At 63.2% G+C, this 20,814-nt stretch carries 17 protein-coding genes and 3 pseudogenes; 18 read left to right on the forward strand and 2 right to left on the reverse strand.

Features of this window, described 5'->3' with window-relative positions; genetic code table 11:
- Window positions 1-77: 77 nt before the first annotated feature.
- The 13 genes and pseudogenes from LL972_RS05720 to LL972_RS05785 form a co-directional block, all read left to right on the forward strand.
- Window positions 78-620, forward strand: a pseudogene (locus LL972_RS05720) (bifunctional DNA primase/helicase); the annotation flags it as partial.
- Between the two features lie 320 nt (window positions 621-940).
- Complete coding sequence (locus LL972_RS05725) at window positions 941-1,159, forward strand: hypothetical protein (protein WP_228326755.1); 219 nt, start codon at window positions 941-943, stop codon at window positions 1,157-1,159.
- Entirely contained in the window at window positions 1,156-1,434 is a 279-nt protein-coding gene (locus tag LL972_RS05730; protein ID WP_228326756.1) for a hypothetical protein, read from the forward strand. The genes LL972_RS05725 and LL972_RS05730 overlap by 4 nt, the downstream gene beginning before the upstream one ends.
- On the forward strand, window positions 1,431-1,694 hold the full coding sequence (locus LL972_RS05735) for a hypothetical protein (protein ID WP_228326757.1): 264 nt from the start codon (window positions 1,431-1,433) through the stop codon (window positions 1,692-1,694). The genes LL972_RS05730 and LL972_RS05735 overlap by 4 nt, the downstream gene beginning before the upstream one ends.
- Before the next feature lie 77 nt (window positions 1,695-1,771).
- Window positions 1,772-2,191, forward strand: a complete 420-nt coding sequence (locus LL972_RS05740; RefSeq protein WP_228326758.1) for a hypothetical protein — start codon at window positions 1,772-1,774, stop codon at window positions 2,189-2,191.
- A complete protein-coding gene (locus LL972_RS05745) occupies window positions 2,184-2,360 on the forward strand; it encodes a hypothetical protein (protein WP_228326759.1) in 177 nt (58 codons plus the stop codon). Before LL972_RS05740 ends, LL972_RS05745 begins: the two co-directional genes overlap by 8 nt.
- A pseudogene (locus LL972_RS21780) lies at window positions 2,353-2,623 on the forward strand (hypothetical protein). Before LL972_RS05745 ends, LL972_RS21780 begins: the two are co-directional and overlap by 8 nt.
- The gene (locus tag LL972_RS05755; protein WP_228326761.1) at window positions 2,620-2,844 is read left to right on the forward strand and encodes a hypothetical protein; all 225 of its coding nucleotides are present in this window, start codon (window positions 2,620-2,622) and stop codon (window positions 2,842-2,844) included. The pseudogene LL972_RS21780 and the gene LL972_RS05755 overlap by 4 nt, the downstream one beginning before the upstream one ends.
- A gap of 265 nt (window positions 2,845-3,109) precedes the next feature.
- Window positions 3,110-3,385: a hypothetical protein gene (locus LL972_RS05765; RefSeq protein ID WP_228326763.1), complete on the forward strand. Its 276-nt coding sequence runs from the start codon at window positions 3,110-3,112 to the stop codon at window positions 3,383-3,385.
- A 264-nt stretch (window positions 3,386-3,649) separates the two neighbouring features.
- Complete coding sequence (locus LL972_RS05770) at window positions 3,650-4,312, forward strand: dienelactone hydrolase family protein (RefSeq protein ID WP_104648033.1); 663 nt, start codon at window positions 3,650-3,652, stop codon at window positions 4,310-4,312.
- Entirely contained in the window at window positions 4,309-4,746 is a 438-nt protein-coding gene (locus LL972_RS05775) for an HIT domain-containing protein (RefSeq protein WP_228326764.1), read from the forward strand. The genes LL972_RS05770 and LL972_RS05775 overlap by 4 nt, the downstream gene beginning before the upstream one ends.
- Window positions 4,747-4,773: 27 nt before the next feature.
- Window positions 4,774-4,941, forward strand: a complete 168-nt coding sequence (locus tag LL972_RS05780; RefSeq protein WP_006452352.1) for a LiaI-LiaF-like domain-containing protein — start codon at window positions 4,774-4,776, stop codon at window positions 4,939-4,941.
- Window positions 4,942-5,203: 262 nt separating this feature from the next.
- Complete coding sequence (locus tag LL972_RS05785) at window positions 5,204-5,389, forward strand: LiaF transmembrane domain-containing protein (protein WP_228326765.1); 186 nt, start codon at window positions 5,204-5,206, stop codon at window positions 5,387-5,389.
- A 22-nt stretch (window positions 5,390-5,411) separates the two neighbouring features.
- Here LL972_RS05785 and dcd read toward each other — a convergent pair whose 3' ends face one another.
- Together dcd and apbC are read right to left on the reverse strand one after the other, a co-directional pair.
- Window positions 5,412-5,981, reverse strand: coding sequence for a dCTP deaminase (dcd, locus tag LL972_RS05790; RefSeq protein ID WP_228326766.1), 570 nt, complete (start codon window positions 5,979-5,981; stop codon window positions 5,412-5,414).
- 97 nt (window positions 5,982-6,078) lie between these two features.
- The gene (gene apbC / locus LL972_RS05795) at window positions 6,079-6,930 is read right to left on the reverse strand and encodes an iron-sulfur cluster carrier protein ApbC (RefSeq protein ID WP_228326767.1); all 852 of its coding nucleotides are present in this window, start codon (window positions 6,928-6,930) and stop codon (window positions 6,079-6,081) included.
- 339 nt (window positions 6,931-7,269) lie between these two features.
- Here apbC and LL972_RS05800 point away from each other — a divergent pair.
- The 5 genes and pseudogenes from LL972_RS05800 (at window position 7,270) to LL972_RS05820 (ending at window position 20,706) form a co-directional block, all read left to right on the forward strand.
- Window positions 7,270-10,259: pseudogene (locus LL972_RS05800) on the forward strand (TonB-dependent receptor plug domain-containing protein).
- Window positions 10,260-10,639: 380 nt separating this feature from the next.
- Window positions 10,640-13,690: a TonB-dependent receptor gene (locus tag LL972_RS05805; RefSeq protein WP_228326768.1), complete on the forward strand. Its 3,051-nt coding sequence runs from the start codon at window positions 10,640-10,642 to the stop codon at window positions 13,688-13,690.
- Between the two features lie 245 nt (window positions 13,691-13,935).
- Window positions 13,936-16,047, forward strand: a complete 2,112-nt coding sequence (locus tag LL972_RS05810; protein ID WP_228326840.1) for a M13 family metallopeptidase — start codon at window positions 13,936-13,938, stop codon at window positions 16,045-16,047.
- 371 nt (window positions 16,048-16,418) lie between these two features.
- Window positions 16,419-18,512 (forward strand): M13 family metallopeptidase, encoded by a 2,094-nt coding sequence (locus LL972_RS05815; protein WP_228326769.1) that lies wholly within the window; start codon window positions 16,419-16,421, stop codon window positions 18,510-18,512.
- Window positions 18,513-18,693: 181 nt separating this feature from the next.
- Entirely contained in the window at window positions 18,694-20,706 is a 2,013-nt protein-coding gene (locus LL972_RS05820; RefSeq protein WP_228326770.1) for a M13 family metallopeptidase, read from the forward strand.
- The last annotated feature ends 108 nt before the right edge of the window (window positions 20,707-20,814 follow it).

A 20,814-nucleotide genomic window follows, 5' to 3' on the forward strand; every position in this document is an offset into this window, starting at 1 on the left:
CATCGTTGGTCTCCTTGGTGGCTAGTGTGCCCGGGGACCTCTAACTATGGATGGACCAATTTTACGGGGAGTCGACACGTGCTATTCGCCAGGAGCGCGCCATCCTCGATCTGTTCGCTGAGCGGGTGAAGGTGTTTGAGGCCAAGCTTCGCGCTCAGCAAGATCTTCGCCTGGAACGCGTCATCAAGAACCATGCGCAGATGCTGGCGCTGTTCGACTGTCTGCGACTGGTTGTCGCTCTACCTGACGACATGGTCGAGCAGACGCGGCTCGCGTTGTTGGACATGGCGCTGGAACGACAGAAGGCGATCAGCGCAGACCACGCGATGGTCAACGAATTTTGGGAGGTCTACGAATACCTCGAGGCGACCGGCCACGGCAAAGCTGTGGTCAACCACAGCCGCGACGCGCAGCGCATTGCAATCAACCTCAACCACTTCGCTGCACGGGCTTCACAGTTCAGTCAGCCAGTACCCGATCTCAAGGTGCTGCGTGCGCTGCTCGGGGACTCGCGCCGGCACAAGTTCATGGGCGCAAACGTGGCTGTCAACAGCGCCGTCCTCAAGGACGATCTGACCGGCGTCGGCACCACCGTGAAGTGCTGGGTGTTCCAGAAATGAGCGCGCTTTCTCATGTTGGATATTTTGGGAAATTTTCGTTGACTTCTACCAAGGATCGGAGCGAGTATTCCTACGTCGCCGCACATTCGGCGACCGGGCTTGGCAGCCCGATTACTCAGGCGCACCAGCGCCCATCGACCGATGCAAGGCGCTTTTTTGTTGCCCTGCATCGCGCCGGGCACGTGCTTGCCATCTTTATGGCGGGCGGTACGTGGAGGGCTTCGGCCCTGCCGGCTCCTGAGTCCGGTCTGCCAACCCGTGCCGTCCGCCACCCTGCTTGGCAGCGGGTTGGCGGACTCCAATCTACTCAGGAGTCCAGCATGCCCTACGACACCCAAGAAGCGCCCGCGTCTGCGGCGTGCCAGGTCGCACACTATTTCGGCCTGATCGCCAACACCCTCGAATGGAACCATGCCGCGTGGCTGAGCCTGATGGCGCGCCTCGAAGGCACTGGTAAGGCCATCCACGCCCTCACGCTTGCTGACGTTGCTGCAGCGATCGCTGTCGTCGATGCTGCGTATACGGAGGCGCAGCGATGAGCGCCAACAAGCAATTTCGCGTCTGCGCAGGCGTCATCCTCAGCTTCGAGATGATGCAGGGCTATGTGCTGGCAATGCTGCATTCCGATGCGCAGCACGACGTGGCACCGGTGCTGATCGCCTGCGAAGCCACTGGCTTTGATGACGTGTTGCTGGGTGGCGATGCGCAGAGCGTGGTGCTGGGCCGGCTGCATGTCTGCATGCGTGTAGATCCTGCAGTCGACGTGCTCACCTGGCTGCAGAAACAAGCAGGCGCCAACGGAAACGCACGATGAACACGGCGCAGGCACTCGCTTATCCAGAAGACGCCGATTACACGATCAGCGAAGAAGAACACGACCGCCTATGGCGCGTGCAGCAAGCAGCCAGCTTGCTTGCCACTCTCAATCACAACATCGCCACAAGTGCAGGAATCAGCCACGACGGCATCGCCGCTGTTGCCGATTTCATGCGCAAAGAGTTGCTCGACATCGCCTGCGGCGCCAGGCACCTGCGTGAACCCACCAAGCCGCCAACCGGCGCCGATTTGATCTGACCGTTCCAGCGGGTCCGGCGGGCGGTGCGTCAACACCGCCCCTGGACCTTCCATCAACGAAGCTCGAGGAGAGCCACATGCAACAGCACGCTGTCACACGCCCGCAGATTTCCAGTGCCGGACCCTGCCAGGAGGCTACCACGCCCGTCGGAGCCGCCTTCGACTTAGCCGCAGGCAAGGACTGTAGCGCGATCGCCACGCTCTACATCACCCACGACGCGGTGGTGGTGGTGGTGGTGGTGGCCGCTCTGACCATGGGGCAGCACAGCAGTGCCGCCCAGTGCTGGGAGCGCCGCCGAGGCCCTGGCAAAGGATGGAAGCTGATCAGCGGCCCACGCCTATTCACCAGCGAGGCCGGCCGGATCAGCAATGCGCTGGCCGAATTTATGGACGATCTGGATTTTCCTTTCGACCTGGCCAACATGCTGCCGCGCCGCCCGACCGCTGCCGCCGAGGCGGCGATCGCTGCTGCCGCGCGGGAGGTGGCGCATGCTTAATTTGGCCCTGATCATGATTGCGCCGACGATCGGCGGCGCGCTGCTCTACCGCCTATGGATCTCGCGCCCGACGCATACCGCATATATCGGGCTGGCCGGAGGGCAGATCCCGCAGCGCCTGCGTCACCGCACCCACATGGCTGTAAGGCGGGAGGCTGCTCATGGCTGAGTCGGTCATCCTTCGGCTCGCAGGGCAGCTGCAAATCTCTCAACGCCGAGGCTCTACGTCGGGAACTCGGCCTGCAGGAGGTCATCGAACTGGACGACATGTTGTTCGCGTTCCGCGCTGATCGCCTGGAGTCTTCCGGGCAACTGATCCTGACCTGCGACGATCAGCAAGCCAGTACCTGGTCGGTGCGCTGGGGGTTGCGCCTCATGCGTGTCGAGGAAGCACGCGCCCAGCTCGGCGCCGCATGGAGGACGCAGCCATGAACCTGCAGCGCACGATCGAGGTTGCTCGCGCGGCTGCGCGTATGGGAGAGCCTGGTCCTTTGTCCACCGGAGAAGTGCTGACCGCCGCTCTGGTGCTGAATCGTGCCGATTGGCTGGCCGAGATGGACTACACCATCGCCGAGGCGCTGGACCGTATCGACTCCGACACCGTGCAGCATCTGCGGGATGCCGAACGCGCATTGCGCCGGGAGGTACCGTGACGCAACGTCAGGTCGACCACAACACACCACTGCCGGGCTGTAGGAACGGCCACACCGCGCGCCACATCCTCGACCTTCGCCGTCCTGAGGCTGGTGGCGGGCACTTCGTGGAGTGCGCCTGCGGGCGCACGCAGAAGCATCCCAGCTTAGAGCTGGCCATCGCTGAGTGGCGACGTGGCAACGGGATCCGCGCGGCGCGTCAGCCCCGTCCAGCAGCCAGCAACGTGGTGCAGATGGGGCTGCGACTGACCGGAGGTACGGGGCGATGACGCAAAACCTGCGGCGCCATGCGAGCAACGACTGCATTACGGGTACGAAGCGCACGGCGGTGATCGTCAGTGCGTTGAGTCATGAGGGATTGAGCGTCCAGACCGCTGACGGCAAACCAGCGAGGCTTGCAGTTGTAGATCAGGATGGACGCGTTATTGCAGTTGGCCAAGAGATTGCTGCTGCGGCCTTCGATGCGTCCGTGAAGTCGTATCGCAACTTCTTAATCGGCAACGGCCACCTGCGTATCCTGTCGAAGCCAGTACCCACCTAACGACGCCTCTTCCTCAAAGTTTACTTGAACTAACTTTCGGGCAGCCAAGGCTGACGAAGCCGACTTTGGGGTTCAGCTGGGACATGGAAGCAGGAGCCTGGGAACGGAGCGGCCTGGGGCCTGAGTGGAGCAATTATAGCGGCGCGCGGGCAGCGCTCTGAACCGCGCTGCGGGCAGGCAAGGTCATCTTAGCGAGACCCTCACCTGCAGCGCCGCCGATCCGGTCGATAATGCGCGCCTTCCCCTACCGCAGCAGGAGTTCCCATGGGTCACTGGACCACGCTCGACACCCCCGACGGCCAGGTCGCCGCCTGGCACGCCACCCCGACCTCCAGCCCGCGCGGCGGCCTGGTGGTGATCCAGGAGATCTTCGGCGTCAACGAACATATCCGCGCGGTGGCCGACGATTACGCCGCGCGCGGCTACGAAGTGCTGGCGCCGGCCTTCTTCGACCTGGAAGAGAAGGACGTGCAGCTGCCCTACGACCAGGAAAGCCTGCAGCGCGGCCTGGCACTGGCCAATGCGGTCGGCCTGGAGCGTGCGGTGGAGGTGGTCAAATCCGCCGCCACCCTGCTCAGCCGCGCCGGCAAGGTCGGCACCGTGGGCTATTGCTGGGGTGGCTCGGTGGCGCTGCTGTCGGCGATCCGCCTGGGCCTGCCCTCGGTGAGCTATTACGGGGGCCGTAACACCCAGCTGCTGGACGAAACCCCGACCGCACCGGTGATGTTCCACTTTGGCGAGCAGGACAGCAGCATTCCGCCCGAAGCGATCCAGGCCCACCGCGAGAAGCTGCCACAGATGGAGACCTTCGTGTACCCGACCGGCCACGCCTTCAACCGCAGCATCGACCCGAACCACTACGACGCCGACAGCGCCGAGCGTGCGCTGCAACGCACCCTGGGCTTCTTCGAAGCGCATCTGGGATGAGCGGGACTGCAGCGGGCACCTCCGAGGCAAGCGGTTTCCAGCTCGACGCGCGGCTGGCCGCGGACAGCGTGTTCGTCGCCGACGGACCGCTGTCGCAGGTGCGACTGATGGATGACAGCCGCTTCCCGTGGCTGCTGCTGGTGCCGCGGGTGGCCGATGCCAGCGAGTGGATCGAGCTGGATGGCGGCCAGCAGCGCCTGTTGCTGGCCGAGATCAATCAGCTCTCGCAGTTGCTGCGGGTCGAGCCCGGCGTCGCCAAGCTCAATATCGGCGCGCTGGGCAATATCGTGCGGCAGATGCATGTGCACCTGGTCGGCCGGCATCCGGGCGATGCGGCCTGGCCCGGCCCGGTCTGGGGCAGCGGCAGCGCGCAACGCTTCGACCCTGATACGCTGCAGCAGCGTGTCGCTGCATGGGCGCAGCGGCTACGATAGGCGCCCGCCCCACAACCACCTTCCCGCATGAAATCCAATGTCGTCGCCGCGCTGATCCTGATCCTCGTCGGCCTGCTGTTCCTGGCCAATAACCTGGGCTGGACCAATGTCAGTCTTGGCCGGCTGATCGCCACCTGGTGGCCGGCGGCGTTGGTCGCTTGCGGTGTGGGGATGTTGTTTGGGCGCGGCAAGTAGTCGGGAATCGGGAATCGGGATTGGGGAATCGTGAGAGCGGGCTTCAGGCGCTGTTGATTCCCTGGTTTGCTTTGGTGTCTTCCAAGAGACCAGCCCCGATTGCGCGCTGGCGCCGTCTGGCCGCTGATTCGCCAGCCGGTGCCCCTGGCTACCTCTCGGCTTTGCCGACATGACGTTTGTCATTCGCAAGTATTGACTTCCGGCACCTGATCGCCGGGCGCGTTGCGCGCAGCATGGCCTCACACCTACCGAGGACATCGCCATGCGCTACCGTCTGATCCCCGCCCTGTTCCTGATCACGCTGGGCACGCTGTTTCTGCTCGACAACCTCGGGCTGGCCCGTCTCGATGTGGGCAACCTGGTGTCGACCTGGTGGCCGGCGTTGCTGATCGGCGCCGGCGTGCGCCAACTGCTGCGCTACCGCGAGCGGGCGACCGCCACCTGTTGAAGGTCGCGGCCGCACCACGGCATCAGGTGCGCGGCAGGGTCACGCCGGTCTGGCCCTGGTACTTGCCGCCGCGGTCCTTGTACGAGGTCTCGCAGACCTCGTCGGACTGGAAGAACAGCATCTGCGCCACGCCTTCGTTGGCGTAGATGCGCGCCGGCAGCGGCGTGGTGTTGCTGAATTCCAGCGTGACGTGGCCTTCCCACTCCGGCTCCAGCGGGGTCACGTTGACGATGATCCCGCAGCGCGCATAGGTGCTCTTGCCCAGGCACACCACCAGGGTGTCGCGCGGGATGCGGAAGTATTCCACCGTGCGTGCCAGCGCGAAGCTGTTCGGCGGGATGATGCAGACATCCGATTCGATATCGACAAAGCTGCCCGGATCGAAGTGCTTGGGGTCGACGATCGTCGAGTTGATGTTGGTGAAGATCTTGAACTCGCGCGAGCAGCGCACGTCGTACCCGTAGCTGGAGGTGCCGAAGCTGACGATGCGCTGGCCGGCGGCATCGTGCTTGATCTGCTCGGGCTCGAACGGCTCGATCATCGCGTGCTGTTCGGCCATGCGCTTGATCCAGCGGTCGCTCTTGATGCTCATGCGGTGTTCCTTGAAGACGGAAGGCGGCGGGCCGAGCGGCCCGCGCGAAAGGAAGCGAATTCTAGCAAGCGGCCGGCACCAGCGGCCGGCCTGCGCGCTACAGCAACGAAGCCGAAATCGGGATGCTGGCGCGTGGGCGCTTGCCCAGCTCCTCAGATAGACGCGCTGCCGCAGCCAGATAGGCCCGCGCTGCCGCCGACTCAGGCGCCGCCACCACGATCGGCTGGCCGGCATCGCCCTGCTCGCGGATCGCGATCGCCAATGGCAACGACCCGAGCAAGGGCACACCGTACTGCGCGGCCATGCGCTCGCCGCCGCCTTCGCCGAACAGGTGCTCGCGGTGACCACAGCTGGAGCAGGTATGCACCGCCATGTTCTCGACGATGCCGAGCACCGGCACCTCGACCTTTTCGAACATCTTCAAGGCCTTGCGCGCGTCCAGCGTGGCGATGTCCTGCGGCGTGGTGACGATCACCGCACCGGCCACCGGGATCTTCTGCGACAGGGTCAGCTGGATGTCGCCGGTACCTGGCGGCAGGTCGACCAGTAGGTAATCCAGGTCGTCCCACAGCGTGTCGTTGAACAGCTGGGTCAACGCCGAGGTCGCCATCGGCCCGCGCCAGATCATCGGCGTGTCCTGGTCGACCAGCAAGCCGATCGACATCGCCTCGATCCCGAATGCGCGCAAGGGCTCGATCGACTTGTTGTCCGGGCTGTCCGGCCGCCCGCTCAGGCCCAGCATCGCCGGCACGCTCGGCCCGTAGATGTCCGCATCCAGCACGCCCACGCGCGCGCCCTGCTGACGCAAGGCCAACGCCAGGTTCACCGCGGTGGTGGACTTGCCCACCCCACCCTTGCCGGAGCCGACCGCGATCACATTGCGGATACGCGGATGCGGCGCCAGCGCGCCCTGCACCGCGTGCGCGGGGATTCTGCGCTCGCCGCTCATGCGCGTGCGCTCCGGGGGAGGTCGATCGCCTTGCTTGAAGCGTATTGCACCATCGTCGTCATTGCCTGCCTGATTCGTCGTGCGCTGCCAACACAGCGATGGCTGCATCGCCAGGCGCAGCGCATGGGAAGACCGGCAGTTTACCGGCTCGGCCACGGGCACATGCGTTTCAAGCTGCCACCAGACATAGGCGCTGCTCGCTTACCCATGTGTCAAATAGAGACAAATTTCACAAATCTGGACACATGATTAAGGAATTGTTACGTTCGGGATTCAGTTCAGCCAGCGCTCAGCGAGCACAGCTGTTTCGCAAAATCCCAGCGAGGAATCCGCAAGGTCATGTCGAGCCGTCTTCCGCAACACACCCAGCGTCATCGTTTGAGCACCGCGTTGTTTGCCGTGCTGGCCGCTTCTGCCGGCCACGCTGCCGCGCAGTCAGAAAACGGGGTCGCACCCGGCACCACCGATCTGGACAAGGTCACCGTCACCGGCTCGCGCATTGCACGCACCGGCTTTGTCACACCCTCGCCGGTCACTGCAATCAGCGCCGAGGAAATCCGCGCCACCGGCGCGACCACCATCAGCGATCTGATGGCGCGCATGCCGGCGCTGGCACCGAGCTACACGCTGGGCAATTCCACCCGCTTCATCGGCACCGCCGGCCTGGGCCTGCTCGACCTGCGCGGCATGGGCACCGACCGCACCCTGGTACTGGTCAACGGCCGTCGCCACGTGGGTTCCAGCCCGGGCTCGACTGCGGTGGACGTCAACACGATTCCGGTGGAATGGGTGGAACGCGTCGAAGTCATCACCGGTGGTGCCTCGGCCGTCTACGGCGCCGACGCAGTGGCCGGCGTGGTCAACTTCATCCTCAAGAAGAACTTCACCGGATTCGAGACGCGCGCGCAGACCGGCCTGGCTAATGAGGGCAACTACAATCGCTCCTTCGCCAGCTTCTCGGCAGGCACCGACTTGCGGATGGCCGCGGCAACATCGCGGTGTCGGGCGAATACAGCAAGCAGGACCGCTTCGGTCGCGGCAACCGCGCCATCGGCCGCGAGTATCTGGTGTCGGTTCCCAACCCCGCCTTCGACCCGAGCCAACCGCCGAGCGAACGCAATCCGCAGAATGTGCTGAGCGGCCCGGGCGGCAATCATTCCACGTCCTACGGCGGCACCTTCAACCTGGGCACCTTCGATTTCCGCAACCCGGCTAGCTACGGCAACCGCTACCTGTTCAACCAGGACGGCAGCTTCCGCCGCAATCGCTACAACGGCACGGTGGTCAGCAACACCTCGTGCGTGGATTGCGATTTCGTCGACCTGAATGCGGTCGCCGACCTGCAGCCCGGCTTCGATCGCAAGAGCGTCAACACCATGATCAACTTCGAGGTCAGCGCGAACCATCGCCTGTTCTTCGAAGGCAAGTACAGCGAGACCGATTCGGAATTCTTCGGCCAGCCGGCCTTCGACAGCTCGCTGCGCGTGCGTCGCCAGAACCCGTATGTCAGCCCCGAACTCGGTGCGCTGATGGATTCGCGCGGTGCCACGCAGATCCTGATGAACCGCTTCAACGTCGATGCCGGCCGCCGTGGCGAGAACATCGAGCGCAAGACCTATCGCGCGGTGCTCGGCGCCGAAGGCAACTTCACCGACAACTGGACCTACGACGTGTCTGCCAACTACGGCAAGACCACGGTTGATCGTCTGAATCTCAACAACCGCATCAACGAGCGCTGGCAGGCTGGTATTGATGCCGCACGCGATGCCAGCGGCAACATCGTCTGCCGCACCACGCTGGATCCGAACGCGATCAATCCGCACACCAACCGCGTCTATTCGGCGCTGGCGCGCGAAGGCTGCGTGCCGTTCAGTGTGTTCGGCAATGGCGCGGTGACCCCGGAAGCAGCCGCATGGTTCAACACCACCGCGCGCTCGCAGGCCAAGATCCAGCAGACCGTGTTCAGCGCATCGGTGGCCAACAGCAACCTGCTGTCGCTGCCGGCTGGCGACATCGGGTTTGCCGGTGGCGTGGAATACCGCAAGGAGCAGAGCGAGGAAATCACCGATCCGCTGGCAGCCTCGGGCGCGACCTTCCTCAACGCCATCCCCAATAACGGTGGCGAATACACCGTCAAGGAAATCTTCGTCGAGAGCACCATTCCGTTGCTTGCCGGCCTGCCGGGCGTGGACCGGTTGGCACTGGATGTGGCAGGACGCTATTCGGACTACGACAGCATCGGCTCGACCAAGACCTGGAATGTAGGCCTGGACTGGACCATCATCCCGTCGCTGCGTCTGCGCGGCACCGTGGCACAGGCAGTGCGCGCGCCCAGCATCGGTGAGCTGTACGACTCGCAGAGCGAGAACTTCGCGACCATCAACGATCCCTGCAACTACCTGCCGACCAACACCAACCGCCCGGGCACCGCGGGCGATGTGGCATTGCGCCAGGCCAACTGCAGTGCGCTGGGCGTGCCGGTGGGCTGGATCGATACCTTCACCTCCACCCGCCCCGGCGTGAGCGGCGGCAACCCGGAGCTGAAGCCGGAGCGCGCGCGCAGCCTGTCCTATGGCCTGGTGTGGCAGCCGGAGTTCTTCGACGGCTTCGGCATGTCGATCGACTACTGGCGCATCGACCTGCAGGACGCGATCGGCACCGTGACCGCGGAGACCAATGCCACGCGCTGCGTGGACAACCCGGGCGGCATCAACAACAGCTTCTGCGGCTTCGTGCAGCGCGCCCCACTGGGTGGATTCACCGACCCGCAGGGCCGTATCTATCCCGAGCACAGCATCATCGGCTGGCAGGCGCTCAACGAGAACCTGTCACGCTCGCGGCGTGTGGGCGTGGATCTGGAGATGGACTACCGCTTCCAGCTCGGCGAAGGCAATACCGTGCTGCGCCTTGTCGGCACCCGTTTGATCCAGGCGCGCGAATGGGTGTTCCAGGACTTCCCGGCCGAATACGACGAGTACGTGACCTACGTGACCGACCCGCGCTGGCGCGCGCAGTTCCAGACCAAGTACAACTGGAACGAATGGCGTGCCTCGTGGGACATGAACTACGTGGACGGCAATCTGCGCGTGACCCCGGAGAGCTACAACAGCAACCCGGGCTCGGCCAGCCCGATCAGGAACGGCTCGTACACCTACCACAACTTCCAGTTCGGCTATCAGTTCCCCGGCTCGAAGATCGACGTCTACCTCGGCATCGACAATGCCTTCGACAAGGATCCGCCACGCAACTACTTCGGCTCGGACTTCACCTCTGCGCTATACGACAACGTTGGGCGGTTCTTCTATCTGGGCACGACGGTCCGGTTCTGAGTCCGGTTGACGATGTATCGAAAAGACCCCGCTCGCCGGGGTCTTTTTTTGAATCCATGTTTCAGATGAAACCAGTCAGCCAAACTCAACAATCAGATGCCTAGCGCATTGCTCATGTAGCGCTCGGTTAATCGGCGCGATGTCACGCCGCATGGCATGCGCTGACAAAAATGAATACTTGTGCAGCGCAAGCACGCTCCCGTTCGTAGGGCTGGCAATTTGTGCGCAAATCCGCATATTCGATGCGGATCTCGCCCTTTTCATTAACGAATCATTCAAACCGCTTGCGACTCAGCCCACAGATTCATTACGTTCGGGTTAAGGCCATCTGACTTTGCGATGACCGCCACTTCTCCCGATACCCAGTTGAAAGGTTAGGAATGAGCAATCAATTTCGTCGCCACGCCCTCAAGCGCACTGCTCTGGCAGTCGTGCTCGGCGCCTGTCTCGCCAACGGTGCGGTCTACGCACAGAGCACAACCGGCAGCATCTACGGTAGCGCTCCCTCGGAAGCCGGCAGCACCATCGTCGTGCAGAGCGACACCGGCCTCAGCCGCACGATCACCATCGATGCCAACGGCCGTTACAACCTCGGCTCGTTGCCGGTCGGCGCCTACACCGTGACCTTGAAGCGTGGCGATCAGGTCGTCGACACCCGCAAGAATGTGCAGTTGCGCGTCGGATCAGGCACTGAGGTGTCTTTTGCTGGCGCAGCTGCCTCTGGCGGAAACGCCGATGCAACCACGCTAGGGGCAATCACCGTCACCGCCGCCAATGCACCGAAGATCGACGTGAGCTCCACCAGCTCGCGTTCGGTGATCACCTCCCAGCAGCTTGCGATCCTGCCTCTTGGCCGTAGCGCGGAAGCAATTGCCTTGCTGGCACCGGGTGCCGTGGCGGGCAGTGGCGCATTCGATAACGGCTCACGCTCGGTCGTTTCGTTCGGCGGCGCCGGCGTCACTGAAAATGCTTACTACATCAACGGATTCAACGTCAGCAACCCGCTTAGCAACCTCGGTGGCGTGAGCTTGCCGTATGGCGCGATCGACCAGCAGGAGACCTACACCGGCGGCTACAGCGCGCGTTACGGTCGCTCGACCGGCGGCGTGATCAATCAGGTCGGCAAGCGTGGTACCAACGAATGGCATTTCGGTGCTCAGGCAGTCTGGGAACCCAAGTCGCTCGCAAGTTCGCCCGAGAACGTGCGCTTCCCCAATAACACCTTGCCAGATGGATTTGAATACACCAATCCGGATCAACCCGGCACACTGTATCGCAGCCGCAAGGACGACGCAGCGACTCGCACGGTCTATAGCGCGTATGCGGGCGGCCCGTTGATCGAAGACAAGCTGTTTGTTTTCGTGGCAGGCGAATCGGACAAGACCGATGGCGTTTCCACCAACTCCAGCGCGGCAAGTGTCCTGGGACGGAACAACTACGCCTATAGCGCGCCAAAGTTTTACGGCAAGATCGACTGGAATATCAACGACAGCAACATTGTGGAATACACCCGCATCGAGAGCACTGATCGTCGCGCTGGGTATTACACCGATTTCGATTACGACACATCAACCGGTGGTGGCCGCAGCGGCACGTTCGCTGATACCTACAAGATCAAGGACCGGTACGACATCTTCAAGTACACCGGTTATCTCACCGACGACCTGACCTTGAACGCCACATGGGGCCGTAGCCGCCAGGACAATCTGCAGGGCAATCCGTACGTTTCCACTCTTCCTTACCTGCAGAATGTTACTAACCAGGACCCTGCGCTGACCGGTGGTACCCCGATCACCAATGACCAGGCAAGCAACCGCATCAAGGCAGCTCTTCCGCAGAACAAGACCCGCAGCCTGCGCCTTGAACTCGAATACCGGCTTGGTGACCACGACCTGACCGCCGGCGTGGATAACATGTACTTCAATGCGTCCAATGAAGGTGTTCAGACGACCGGGCCGGGATACCAGTGGCTGTTTGCGCGTCAGTCCAACCCTGCGGTCGACATCCGCCCGAGCCTTGGTGTCGGCCCTTCCGGCGGCAATGGCTACTACGCACAGCGCCGCATTTTCACCACGACAACAAGCATGGCAGTCGAGCAGAAGGCGTATTACCTGGAAGATCGCTGGCAAGTCACCGACAAGTGGCTGGTATTGCTTGGCATCCGTAACGACAAGTTCACCAACTTCAACAGCGCAGGCGCTCCCTATGTTGACAGTGGTGATCAGTGGGCACCACGTCTGGGCGTGAGCTGGGATGTGTTCGGCGATTCGTCGCTGAAGCTGTACGCTAACCTGGGACGCTACTATCTGGCACTGCCCAATAGCGTTGCGGTGCGCGGTGCATCTGCTTCCACCTATACCGATGAATACTTCGCCTACAGCGGGCTGGACGCAAATGGAGAGCCGACTGGCTTGAGGGCGTTGGGCCCGGGCCCGGTCTCTTCGAATGGTGAATACGGCCAGACGCCCGACCCGAATTCGTTCGCACCGAGCGACTTGAAGTCTCAGTACCAGGATGAATTCCTGATGGGCTTTGAGAAGACGCTTGGCGAGAAGTGGAACTCGGGTGCAAAGGTGACCTATCGCAAGCTGCAGACCGCGATCGATGACGTCTGCGATACAGGCCGGATAGCCGATAAGCTCGAGGCCAGTGGTATCGATTCCTCGTCCGTTGCCATTCCTGGCTGCGTGATGTTCAACCCTGGCGAAACCAACACCTACAACTTGGCCAATGTCGACGGCTCGGGCCGCACGCAGGTGCGTATGTCTCAGGAGGATTGGGGATTCACCAGCGGTGCCAAGCGTAACTACGTGTCGGTCGACTTGTTCCTGGAACATCCGTTCGACGAAAAGTGGTTCGGCCGCGTCGATTACACCTGGTCGCATCTGTACGGCAACACCGAAGGCCAGGTGAAATCCGATCTGGGACAGGCTGACGTTTCCAAGACGCAGGACTGGGACTCGGCAGAGCTGATGTACTACGCAGGTGGAAGTCTGGCCAATGATCGCCGCCATCAGTTCAAGGCATTCGGTGCCTATCAGTTCACACCGGAATGGATGGCATCTGCCACGGTGCGCGTGTTGTCCGGCACACCAAAATCGTGCCTGGGCTATTTCGGCGAGGGCGAGCAGGATCCGATTGGCTATGAGTCGGCTTACCACTATTGCGCCGGTTCTCCTTCTCGTCCGGGCGACGCAGGCCGCACGCCTTGGCTGACGAATCTGGATCTGGGCGTGACCTATCGCCCGTCGTTTGCCGATCACAAGCTCGCCATCGGGCTGCAGGTCTTCAACGTACTCAACGACCGCGATGCCACACGTACGGAAGCGGTGTACGGGGACGACCGTTACACGGTGTCCAACACCTATGGCATGGGCACCTACTTCAACCCACCGCGCTTCGTCCGTCTCTCTGCGGCTTATGACTTTTAAGCGCAGCGTTCAGAACTAGAACACGCACTTCTCCACGGCCCCGAAAGGGGCCGTTTTTTTTAGTGCGTCCCCTACTGCAGCTGCGTCGGAGCCCGCCTCCCGCCCCTCTACACACCCCGCACCCATGACCTTCGACACCATGCCATCCGGCTGGCGAGGCGTAGAGTGCCGGCCACGGCTCCGGCGACGGAGCTTCCCAATCGACTGCTGCTCCTGGAGCCTTTGTGATTCGAACACCTCATCTATTGACGTTGACCCTGGCCGTGGCGGCCGCGCTCAGTGGTTGCAAGAAATCCGACGACGCTGCGCCGGCGGCCCCGGCCGGCGACGCCGCAACTGCGGCAACCGCTGCGCCTGCAGCTCCCAAGGCGCTGACCCTGGACCAGAGCAAGCTGCCGGCGGTGAACCAGTTCACTGCCGCCGATCTGGACCCCAACGGCAATGCGTGCACGGATTTGAATGCGTACGCCAACGCCAAGTTCCTGGCCGCCAACCCGGTGCCGAGCGACCGCACCAGTTGGGGCGCGTTCGAGATGCTCGACGAGCGTTCCAACGCGATCCAGCAGCAGCTGGTCGAACAGGCTGCGGCCGACACCGGCGCCACCGGCGTGGAAAAGATCGTCGGCGACCTGTGGTCCACCGGCATGGACGAGGCCAAGATCAATGCCCAGGGCATCGAGCCGCTGAAGCCGGAACTGGCCGCGATCGACGCCATCAGCGACCAGGCCAAGCTGGTCGACTATCTGCGCAGCAGCGCGGCCAAGGGCAACAACGAACTGTTCGGCTTTGGCGCTGAGGCGGATTTCAAGAAGTCCAGCCAGAACATCGCCTACGCGATGCAGGGCGGCCTGGGCCTGCCGGATCCTGAGTACTACACCAGCGACGCCAACAAGGCCAAGCTGGAGGCCTACCAGGCGCACGTGGCCAAGGTGCTGGAACTGTCCGGCGTGGCCGCGGCCGATGCTGCCGCGCAGGCCAAGCAGGTGGTCGCGTTCGAGACCCGTCTGGCCAAGGTCTCCAAGACCAGCACCCAGATGTCGCGCGATGCCTCGCTGGCCTACAACCCGATCTCGCCGGCCGATGCCGACAAGCTGACGCCCAACTGGTCGTGGACGGAATTCTTCAAGTCACAGGGCGTCCCCACGCCGGAGATGTTCTCGCTGGCGATCCCGGCCTTCCACCAGGAAGTGAGCAAGATGATCGCCGACACCGATCCGGCGATCTGGCGTGCCTACCTGCGCTTCCACACCGTCGATGGCGCCTCGCCGTTCCTCAGCCAGCCGTTCGTCGATGAGAACTTCGCGTTCTACAACCAGACCCTGCGCGGGCAGAAGCAGATCAAGCCGCGCTGGAAGCGCGTGCTGGCCACCATCAACGGCCAGACTGGCGAAGCGCTGGGCCAGATGTACGTCAAGGTCGCGTTCCCGGCCGATTCCAAGGCCAAGATGGAAACCCTGGTGAGCAATCTGCGCACCGCGCTGAAGGCCCGCATCGAAAAGCTGGACTGGATGAGCCCGGAGACCAAGACCAAGGCGATCGCCAAGTGGGAAAGCTTCACGCCCAAGATCGGCTACCCGGAAAAGTGGCGCGAGTGGAACGGCCTGAACACCAGCCGCGACAGCTACCTGGGCAACGTAATGGCCGCGTCCGAGTACAACTACAAGTGGAACCTGTCCAAGATCGGCAAGCCGGTGGACAAGACCGAATGGGGCATGAGCCCGCAGACGGTCAATGCCTACTACAACCCGCTGCAGAACGAGATCGTGTTCCCGGCCGCCATCCTGCAGCCGCCGTTCTTCGACCCGAATGCGCCCGAGGAAATGAACTACGGCGGCATCGGTGCGGTGATCGGGCATGAGATGACCCACGGCTACGACGACCAGGGCAGCCGCTTCGGTGCCGACGGCAACTTCATCGCCGATCCGGGCTGGTGGACGCAGAAGGACCTGGACGCGTTCAAGGCGCGCACCGGCAAGCTGGTCGCACAGTTCGACGGCTACCGCACCCCGGCGGGTGACAAGGTCAAGGGCGACCTGACCCTGGGCGAGAACATCGCCGACCTGGGAGGCCTTAACACCGCCTACGACGCAATGAAGACCGCCACTGCCGGCAAGGACGATCCCAAGACCGACGGCATCACCCGCGACCAACGCTTCTTCCTCAACTGGGCCACGGTGTGGCGCCGCAACTTCACCCCGGAAGAACTGGTGGTGCGCCTGAAGACCGATCCGCACGCGCCGGCCAACTTCCGCGCCATCGGCGCACCGTCGAACATGCCGGCATTTGCCGCAGCGTTCTCGTGCAAGGCTGGCGATGCGATGGTGCGTCAGGGCGACAAGGAGGTCGTGATCTGGTAATTGCGCAACGGTGATAAGACAACAGCGGCGATCTTCGGCTCGCCGCTTTTTTTTTGCGTACCGGCGTTGCCGAGTCACGCGCTGTTTCGCCATACGGCTGTCGCCGGCAACAGAGGCCGTGCCTCTCGCGTAAAACCTGTTGCAGCACGTCACACGTCAAAGGACGACGTGTTGCACGCGCCGGATGCACACCTGCCGGCGCCGCACCCCCTTGGCACAAAAAGCAAAGCTGGGTACTGCAAACAGCCCAGCTCCGATGCCCGCTTGGTGAACCGGTGTTGCAGAACAATCTCAACAAAGCTCAAGCCCAAGAGTGGCAAGGCCGCGCCCGCTTATGCTCGCCGTCCATCTCCCCCTGCTGGTGACCGGACATGCCCCTGCTCAGGAATTCTCCCCTCGTCCTGGCCCTGCTGATTGCCATGCCCGGCTGCAAGCGCGTTTCCGATCAAGGCAGTGCGCCCACGCAGGCAGCGGCGCCTGCTTCGGCGGCGGCGGTGGCCAAAACGACCTTCGATATCGGCGAACTGGACACTACTGGATCGGCGTGCCAGAACCTGGACACGTTCGTCAATGCAAAGTGGAACAACGCCAATCCTATTCCTCCTGATCAACCCAGCTCGGGAATTTTCAATCAGCTACTGGACAATAGCGGGCTCACCCAACGCGCCATTCTCGAAGCCGCTGCCAGGGAACCGGACAGGCAGACGAACCCGGTCGCACGCAAGCTGGGGCTTCTCTATGCAGCAGGCATGGATGACGCCGCGATCCAGGCCGCTGGATACCAGCCCATCGAGTCGCAGCTGACGGAGATCGCAACACTCAAGTCAAGCAAGGATGTCGCCGACTACATTTCCCGTCGCCATGCGGAGGGAGATGGCCAGGTCTTCAAATTCGGCGCGGGCGCGGACCTGCGCGATGCGCGCAGGCAAATCGCTTTTGCCAGTGAGGGCGGCTTGGGATTGCCGAGCAAGGAGTACTACACCGCCTCCAAACATGCGTCCATTCGCGAAGCCTACCTGGCCTATATGGCCGAATCCTTCATGCTGACCGGCAGCAACGCCGAAACTGCCAGGGCACAGGCCAAGGATGTGCTGGCCTTGGAAACACGTCTGGCCGCCGCCTCGCTGTCGCCAACGGACGCAGGCCAGAGCCAAAAAGGCGGTCACTTCGTCAGCGTCGCCGATGCCGACAAGATCACTCCACATTTTTCGTGGAAGGAGTTCCTTGCAACCCAGGGTGTGGACGTGGGCGATGGTTTCTCGCTATCGCAACCGCGCTTCTTCGCAGAGTTCGACCGGCAGTTGGCCACTGCGCCGATCGCGCAGTGGCGAGCCTACCTGCGCCTGCATACCATCTCGGCAGCATCCGACAGCCTCAGCAAGGCCTTTGTCGACAACCACTTCGCGTTCTATGGCAAAACCCTTGCCGGGATGCCGCAGCCAGAACCCCGCTGGAAACAGGTGATGAGCGCGGTCAACGATGCAATGGGCGAAGGCCTGGGCCAACTCTATGTTGCCAAGACTTTCACGCCTGAGGCCAAGCAGCGCGCGACGGAAATGGCCGAGAACATTCGCATTGCACTCAGGACGCGTATCGAAAATCTTGACTGGATGAGCGCCGAGACCAAGACCAGAGCGCTCGCCAAGTGGGCGACCCTCCTGCCCAGGATGGGCTACCCGGACGTCTGGCGTGACTGGTCCGCGCTGGAGATCGTTCCCGGTGCGTACTACCGCAACCTGCAGGCGGCAGCGAAGTTCAACTACCGCCATGACATCGCCCAGATCGGCAAGCCCACCGATCCCAAGCGCTGGGACATGTTGCCGCAGACCGTCAACGCGTACTACAACCCGAAGACCAACACGCTCACTTTTCCGGCCGCCATCCTGCAACCTCCACTCTTCGATACCCGCGCCGACGACGCCCTCAATTATGGCGGCATCGGCTTGATCATCGGACACGAGGCGACGCATGGCTTCGACGATGAAGGCAGCCAGCTCGATGGAGCAGGCAACGTAGTCGACTGGTGGACAGCGCAGGATCGCAAGGCGTTCGAACAGCGAGCAGGCAGGCTGGTCGAGCAGTTCGATGCCTACATACCGCTTCCAAGCCGCCCAACGGTGCGCGTCGATGGACGGCGCGTGCTGAACGAAAATATTGGCGACTTGGGCGGGCTCAACATTGCCTATGACGCACTCCAGCGTTCATTGCGCCAGCATCCGGAGCGTGCGGCAACCATCGACGGCTACCGCCCTGAGCAGCGATTCTTTCTTGCTTTTGCACGGATCTGGCGTGGGCAGGTGCGGGAGCAAACGCAGCTGGCCACTCTTGCCAAGGCACCTCAGGCACCACGCAACCTCCGCGCGATCGCCGCTCCATCGAACATGCCGCAATTTTCCGCCGCGTTTTCCTGCAAGGCAGGCGATGCGATGGTGCGCGCCGAGCAGGACCGCGTGGTGATCTGGTAGCGCTTCGGGAGCGGGCACAATCGATTCCAGCAGCATTGCCACATGTGCAGGCCCGCACTCGCGGGCCTGTCGCGTTCATGCAAGCGACCGGCACCGAGGACCAACGGCAGCTCGCGCTCGCCTGCGCGGCACGCAGCCTTGCTAAACTCCGCCGACTTCAATCTGGCCACCCGTCTTCTCGATGCCCACCATTCGTCCGCTTGCCCTCGCTCTTGGCTTCAGCCTGATCACGCTGCTGTCCGCCCCCGACGCCGATGCCGCTCGCAAGAAGAAGGCTGCCCCCAAGGCCCCGGCCGTCTCGGCGGCCTGCACCAATTTCTACGATTACGCCAACGCCGCCTGGATCAAGAGCAACCCGGTGCCGCAGGCCGGTGCCGTCACCGCGCTGGGCCAGCTGTCCGAGCGCGCCCTGCAGCAGCAACGCGAGTTGCTGGATGCATCGATGAAGGCGCCGCAGGGCAATGTGCAGAAACTGCTCGGCGACTTCTGGGCCAGCGGCCTGGACGAAGCCTCCGTCGAAAAGGACGGCTCCAATCCCATCGCTCCCTTGCTGTCGCGCATTGATGCGATCAAGAAGGCCAAGGATGTGCCCGCTTCCATCGCCGCGCTGCATCAGGTCGGCATCCCGGTCGGCTTCAACTTCGGCCCGGACGTGGACCTGAAGGCGCTCGACCGCCATATCGGTTACTTCATGCAGGGCGGCATGGGCCTGCCCGATCCGGCGTTCTATACCCGCACTGATGCCGACACCCAGGCGCTGATGGGCCGCTACCGCGCCTACGTCAAGCAGATCCTGGCGCTGACCGGCACCCCGGCCGACAAGCTCGACGCCGATGCCGCCTCGGTGCTGCAGATCGAGACCGCGCTGGCGCGTAGCGCGCAGTCGGTGCAGGGCATCAACAACCCGTTCAACAACTACGCCCCGATCGCCACCAAGGAGCTGACCAAGCAGTACAAGAACCTGCGCCTGGCCGACTTCCTGGAAGCGCAGGGCGTCAAGGACGACCTGGTGTCGATGGCCGACCCGGCCATGTTCAAGCAGCTTGACAGCATGATCGTCAGCATCAAGCCGGAACAGTGGAAGGCCTATCTGCGCTGGCGCGTGGGCGATGCGATGGCGCCGTACCTGTCCAAGAGCTTCCACGATGCCGAATACCAGTTCCGCGGCCGTCTGCTGCGTGGCGATGCCCTGCCGCCGCAGCGCTGGCAGCAGGTGCTGGACGCGATCAATATCGCCGCCGGCCCGATGCTCGGCCGCGAATACGTGGCGCGCTATCTGAGCAGCGACACGCGCCGCCAGGCCGAAGCCATCGCCGACCAGATGCGCGACGCGCAGCTGGCCGCGCTGGAGCGCACCGGCTGGGGCAACGGTGAGGTAGTGGCCGAAGCCAAGGCCAAGCTGTCGGCGATGAAGATCGAAGTCGGCGCACCGCGGCGCGATCTGGATTACACGGTGCAGCCGATGGGCCGCGGCAGCTTCGGCGGCAACATGCTGATCGCCTCGACCTGGCGTCACCGCGAAGAGATGAAGCGCATCGGCAAGGGCAATGCCGACCGTCGTTGGGACGTGCTGCCGCAGCAGCCGGCAGTGGCCTACGACATCGCGCAGAACCGCCTGATCATCACTGCCGCCGTGCTGCAGCCGCCGGTGCTCACCGCCGGCAGCACGCCGGCCGCGCAGTACGGCGCCTACGGCGCGCTGGTCGCCCACGAAATCACCCGTGCCATCGACGCCAAGGGTTCGCTGGTGGATGCCAAGGGCGAATTGCGCAGCTGGTGGACGCCGGCCGAGAAGACCAGCTGGACCCTGCTGACCGGCAAGGTGGCCGAGCAGTTTGGTGCCTACCCGTATCCGGGCGTGCCCAACGTCAAGGTCAACGGTGCACAGACCGCCGAAGAAAACCTGGCGGATCTGGCCGGTATCGAACTGGCGTGGCAGGCCTTCAGCAAGGCACAGCCCGCCGCCACCGAGGCCGACAAGCAGGCCTTCTTCACCGCCTGGGCCGGCTTGTGGGCCCAGCAGCTGTCGCCGAACGAAGCGGTGCAGCGCGCCAGCGCCGACATCCGTGCACCGGGCCAGTGGCGCACCAACGGCCCGCTGTCCAACCTGCCGGAATTCGGTGCGGCCTTCAGCTGCAAGGCCGGCCAGCCGATGCAGCGCGTGGATGCCGAGCAGTTGAAGATCTGGCGCTGATTCAGGCGCCAGGACGTCACTGGCCATCAACACGCAGTGGCAGGCAATGAAAAAGAGCGCGGAATCCGCGCTCTTTTTTGTCTCCGGCGTTGATCTATCTGGCAACCT

Origin of the sequence: Xanthomonas campestris pv. asclepiadis (assembly GCF_020784175.1) — a bacterium.
Taxonomy (GTDB): domain Bacteria; phylum Pseudomonadota; class Gammaproteobacteria; order Xanthomonadales; family Xanthomonadaceae; genus Xanthomonas; species Xanthomonas campestris_D.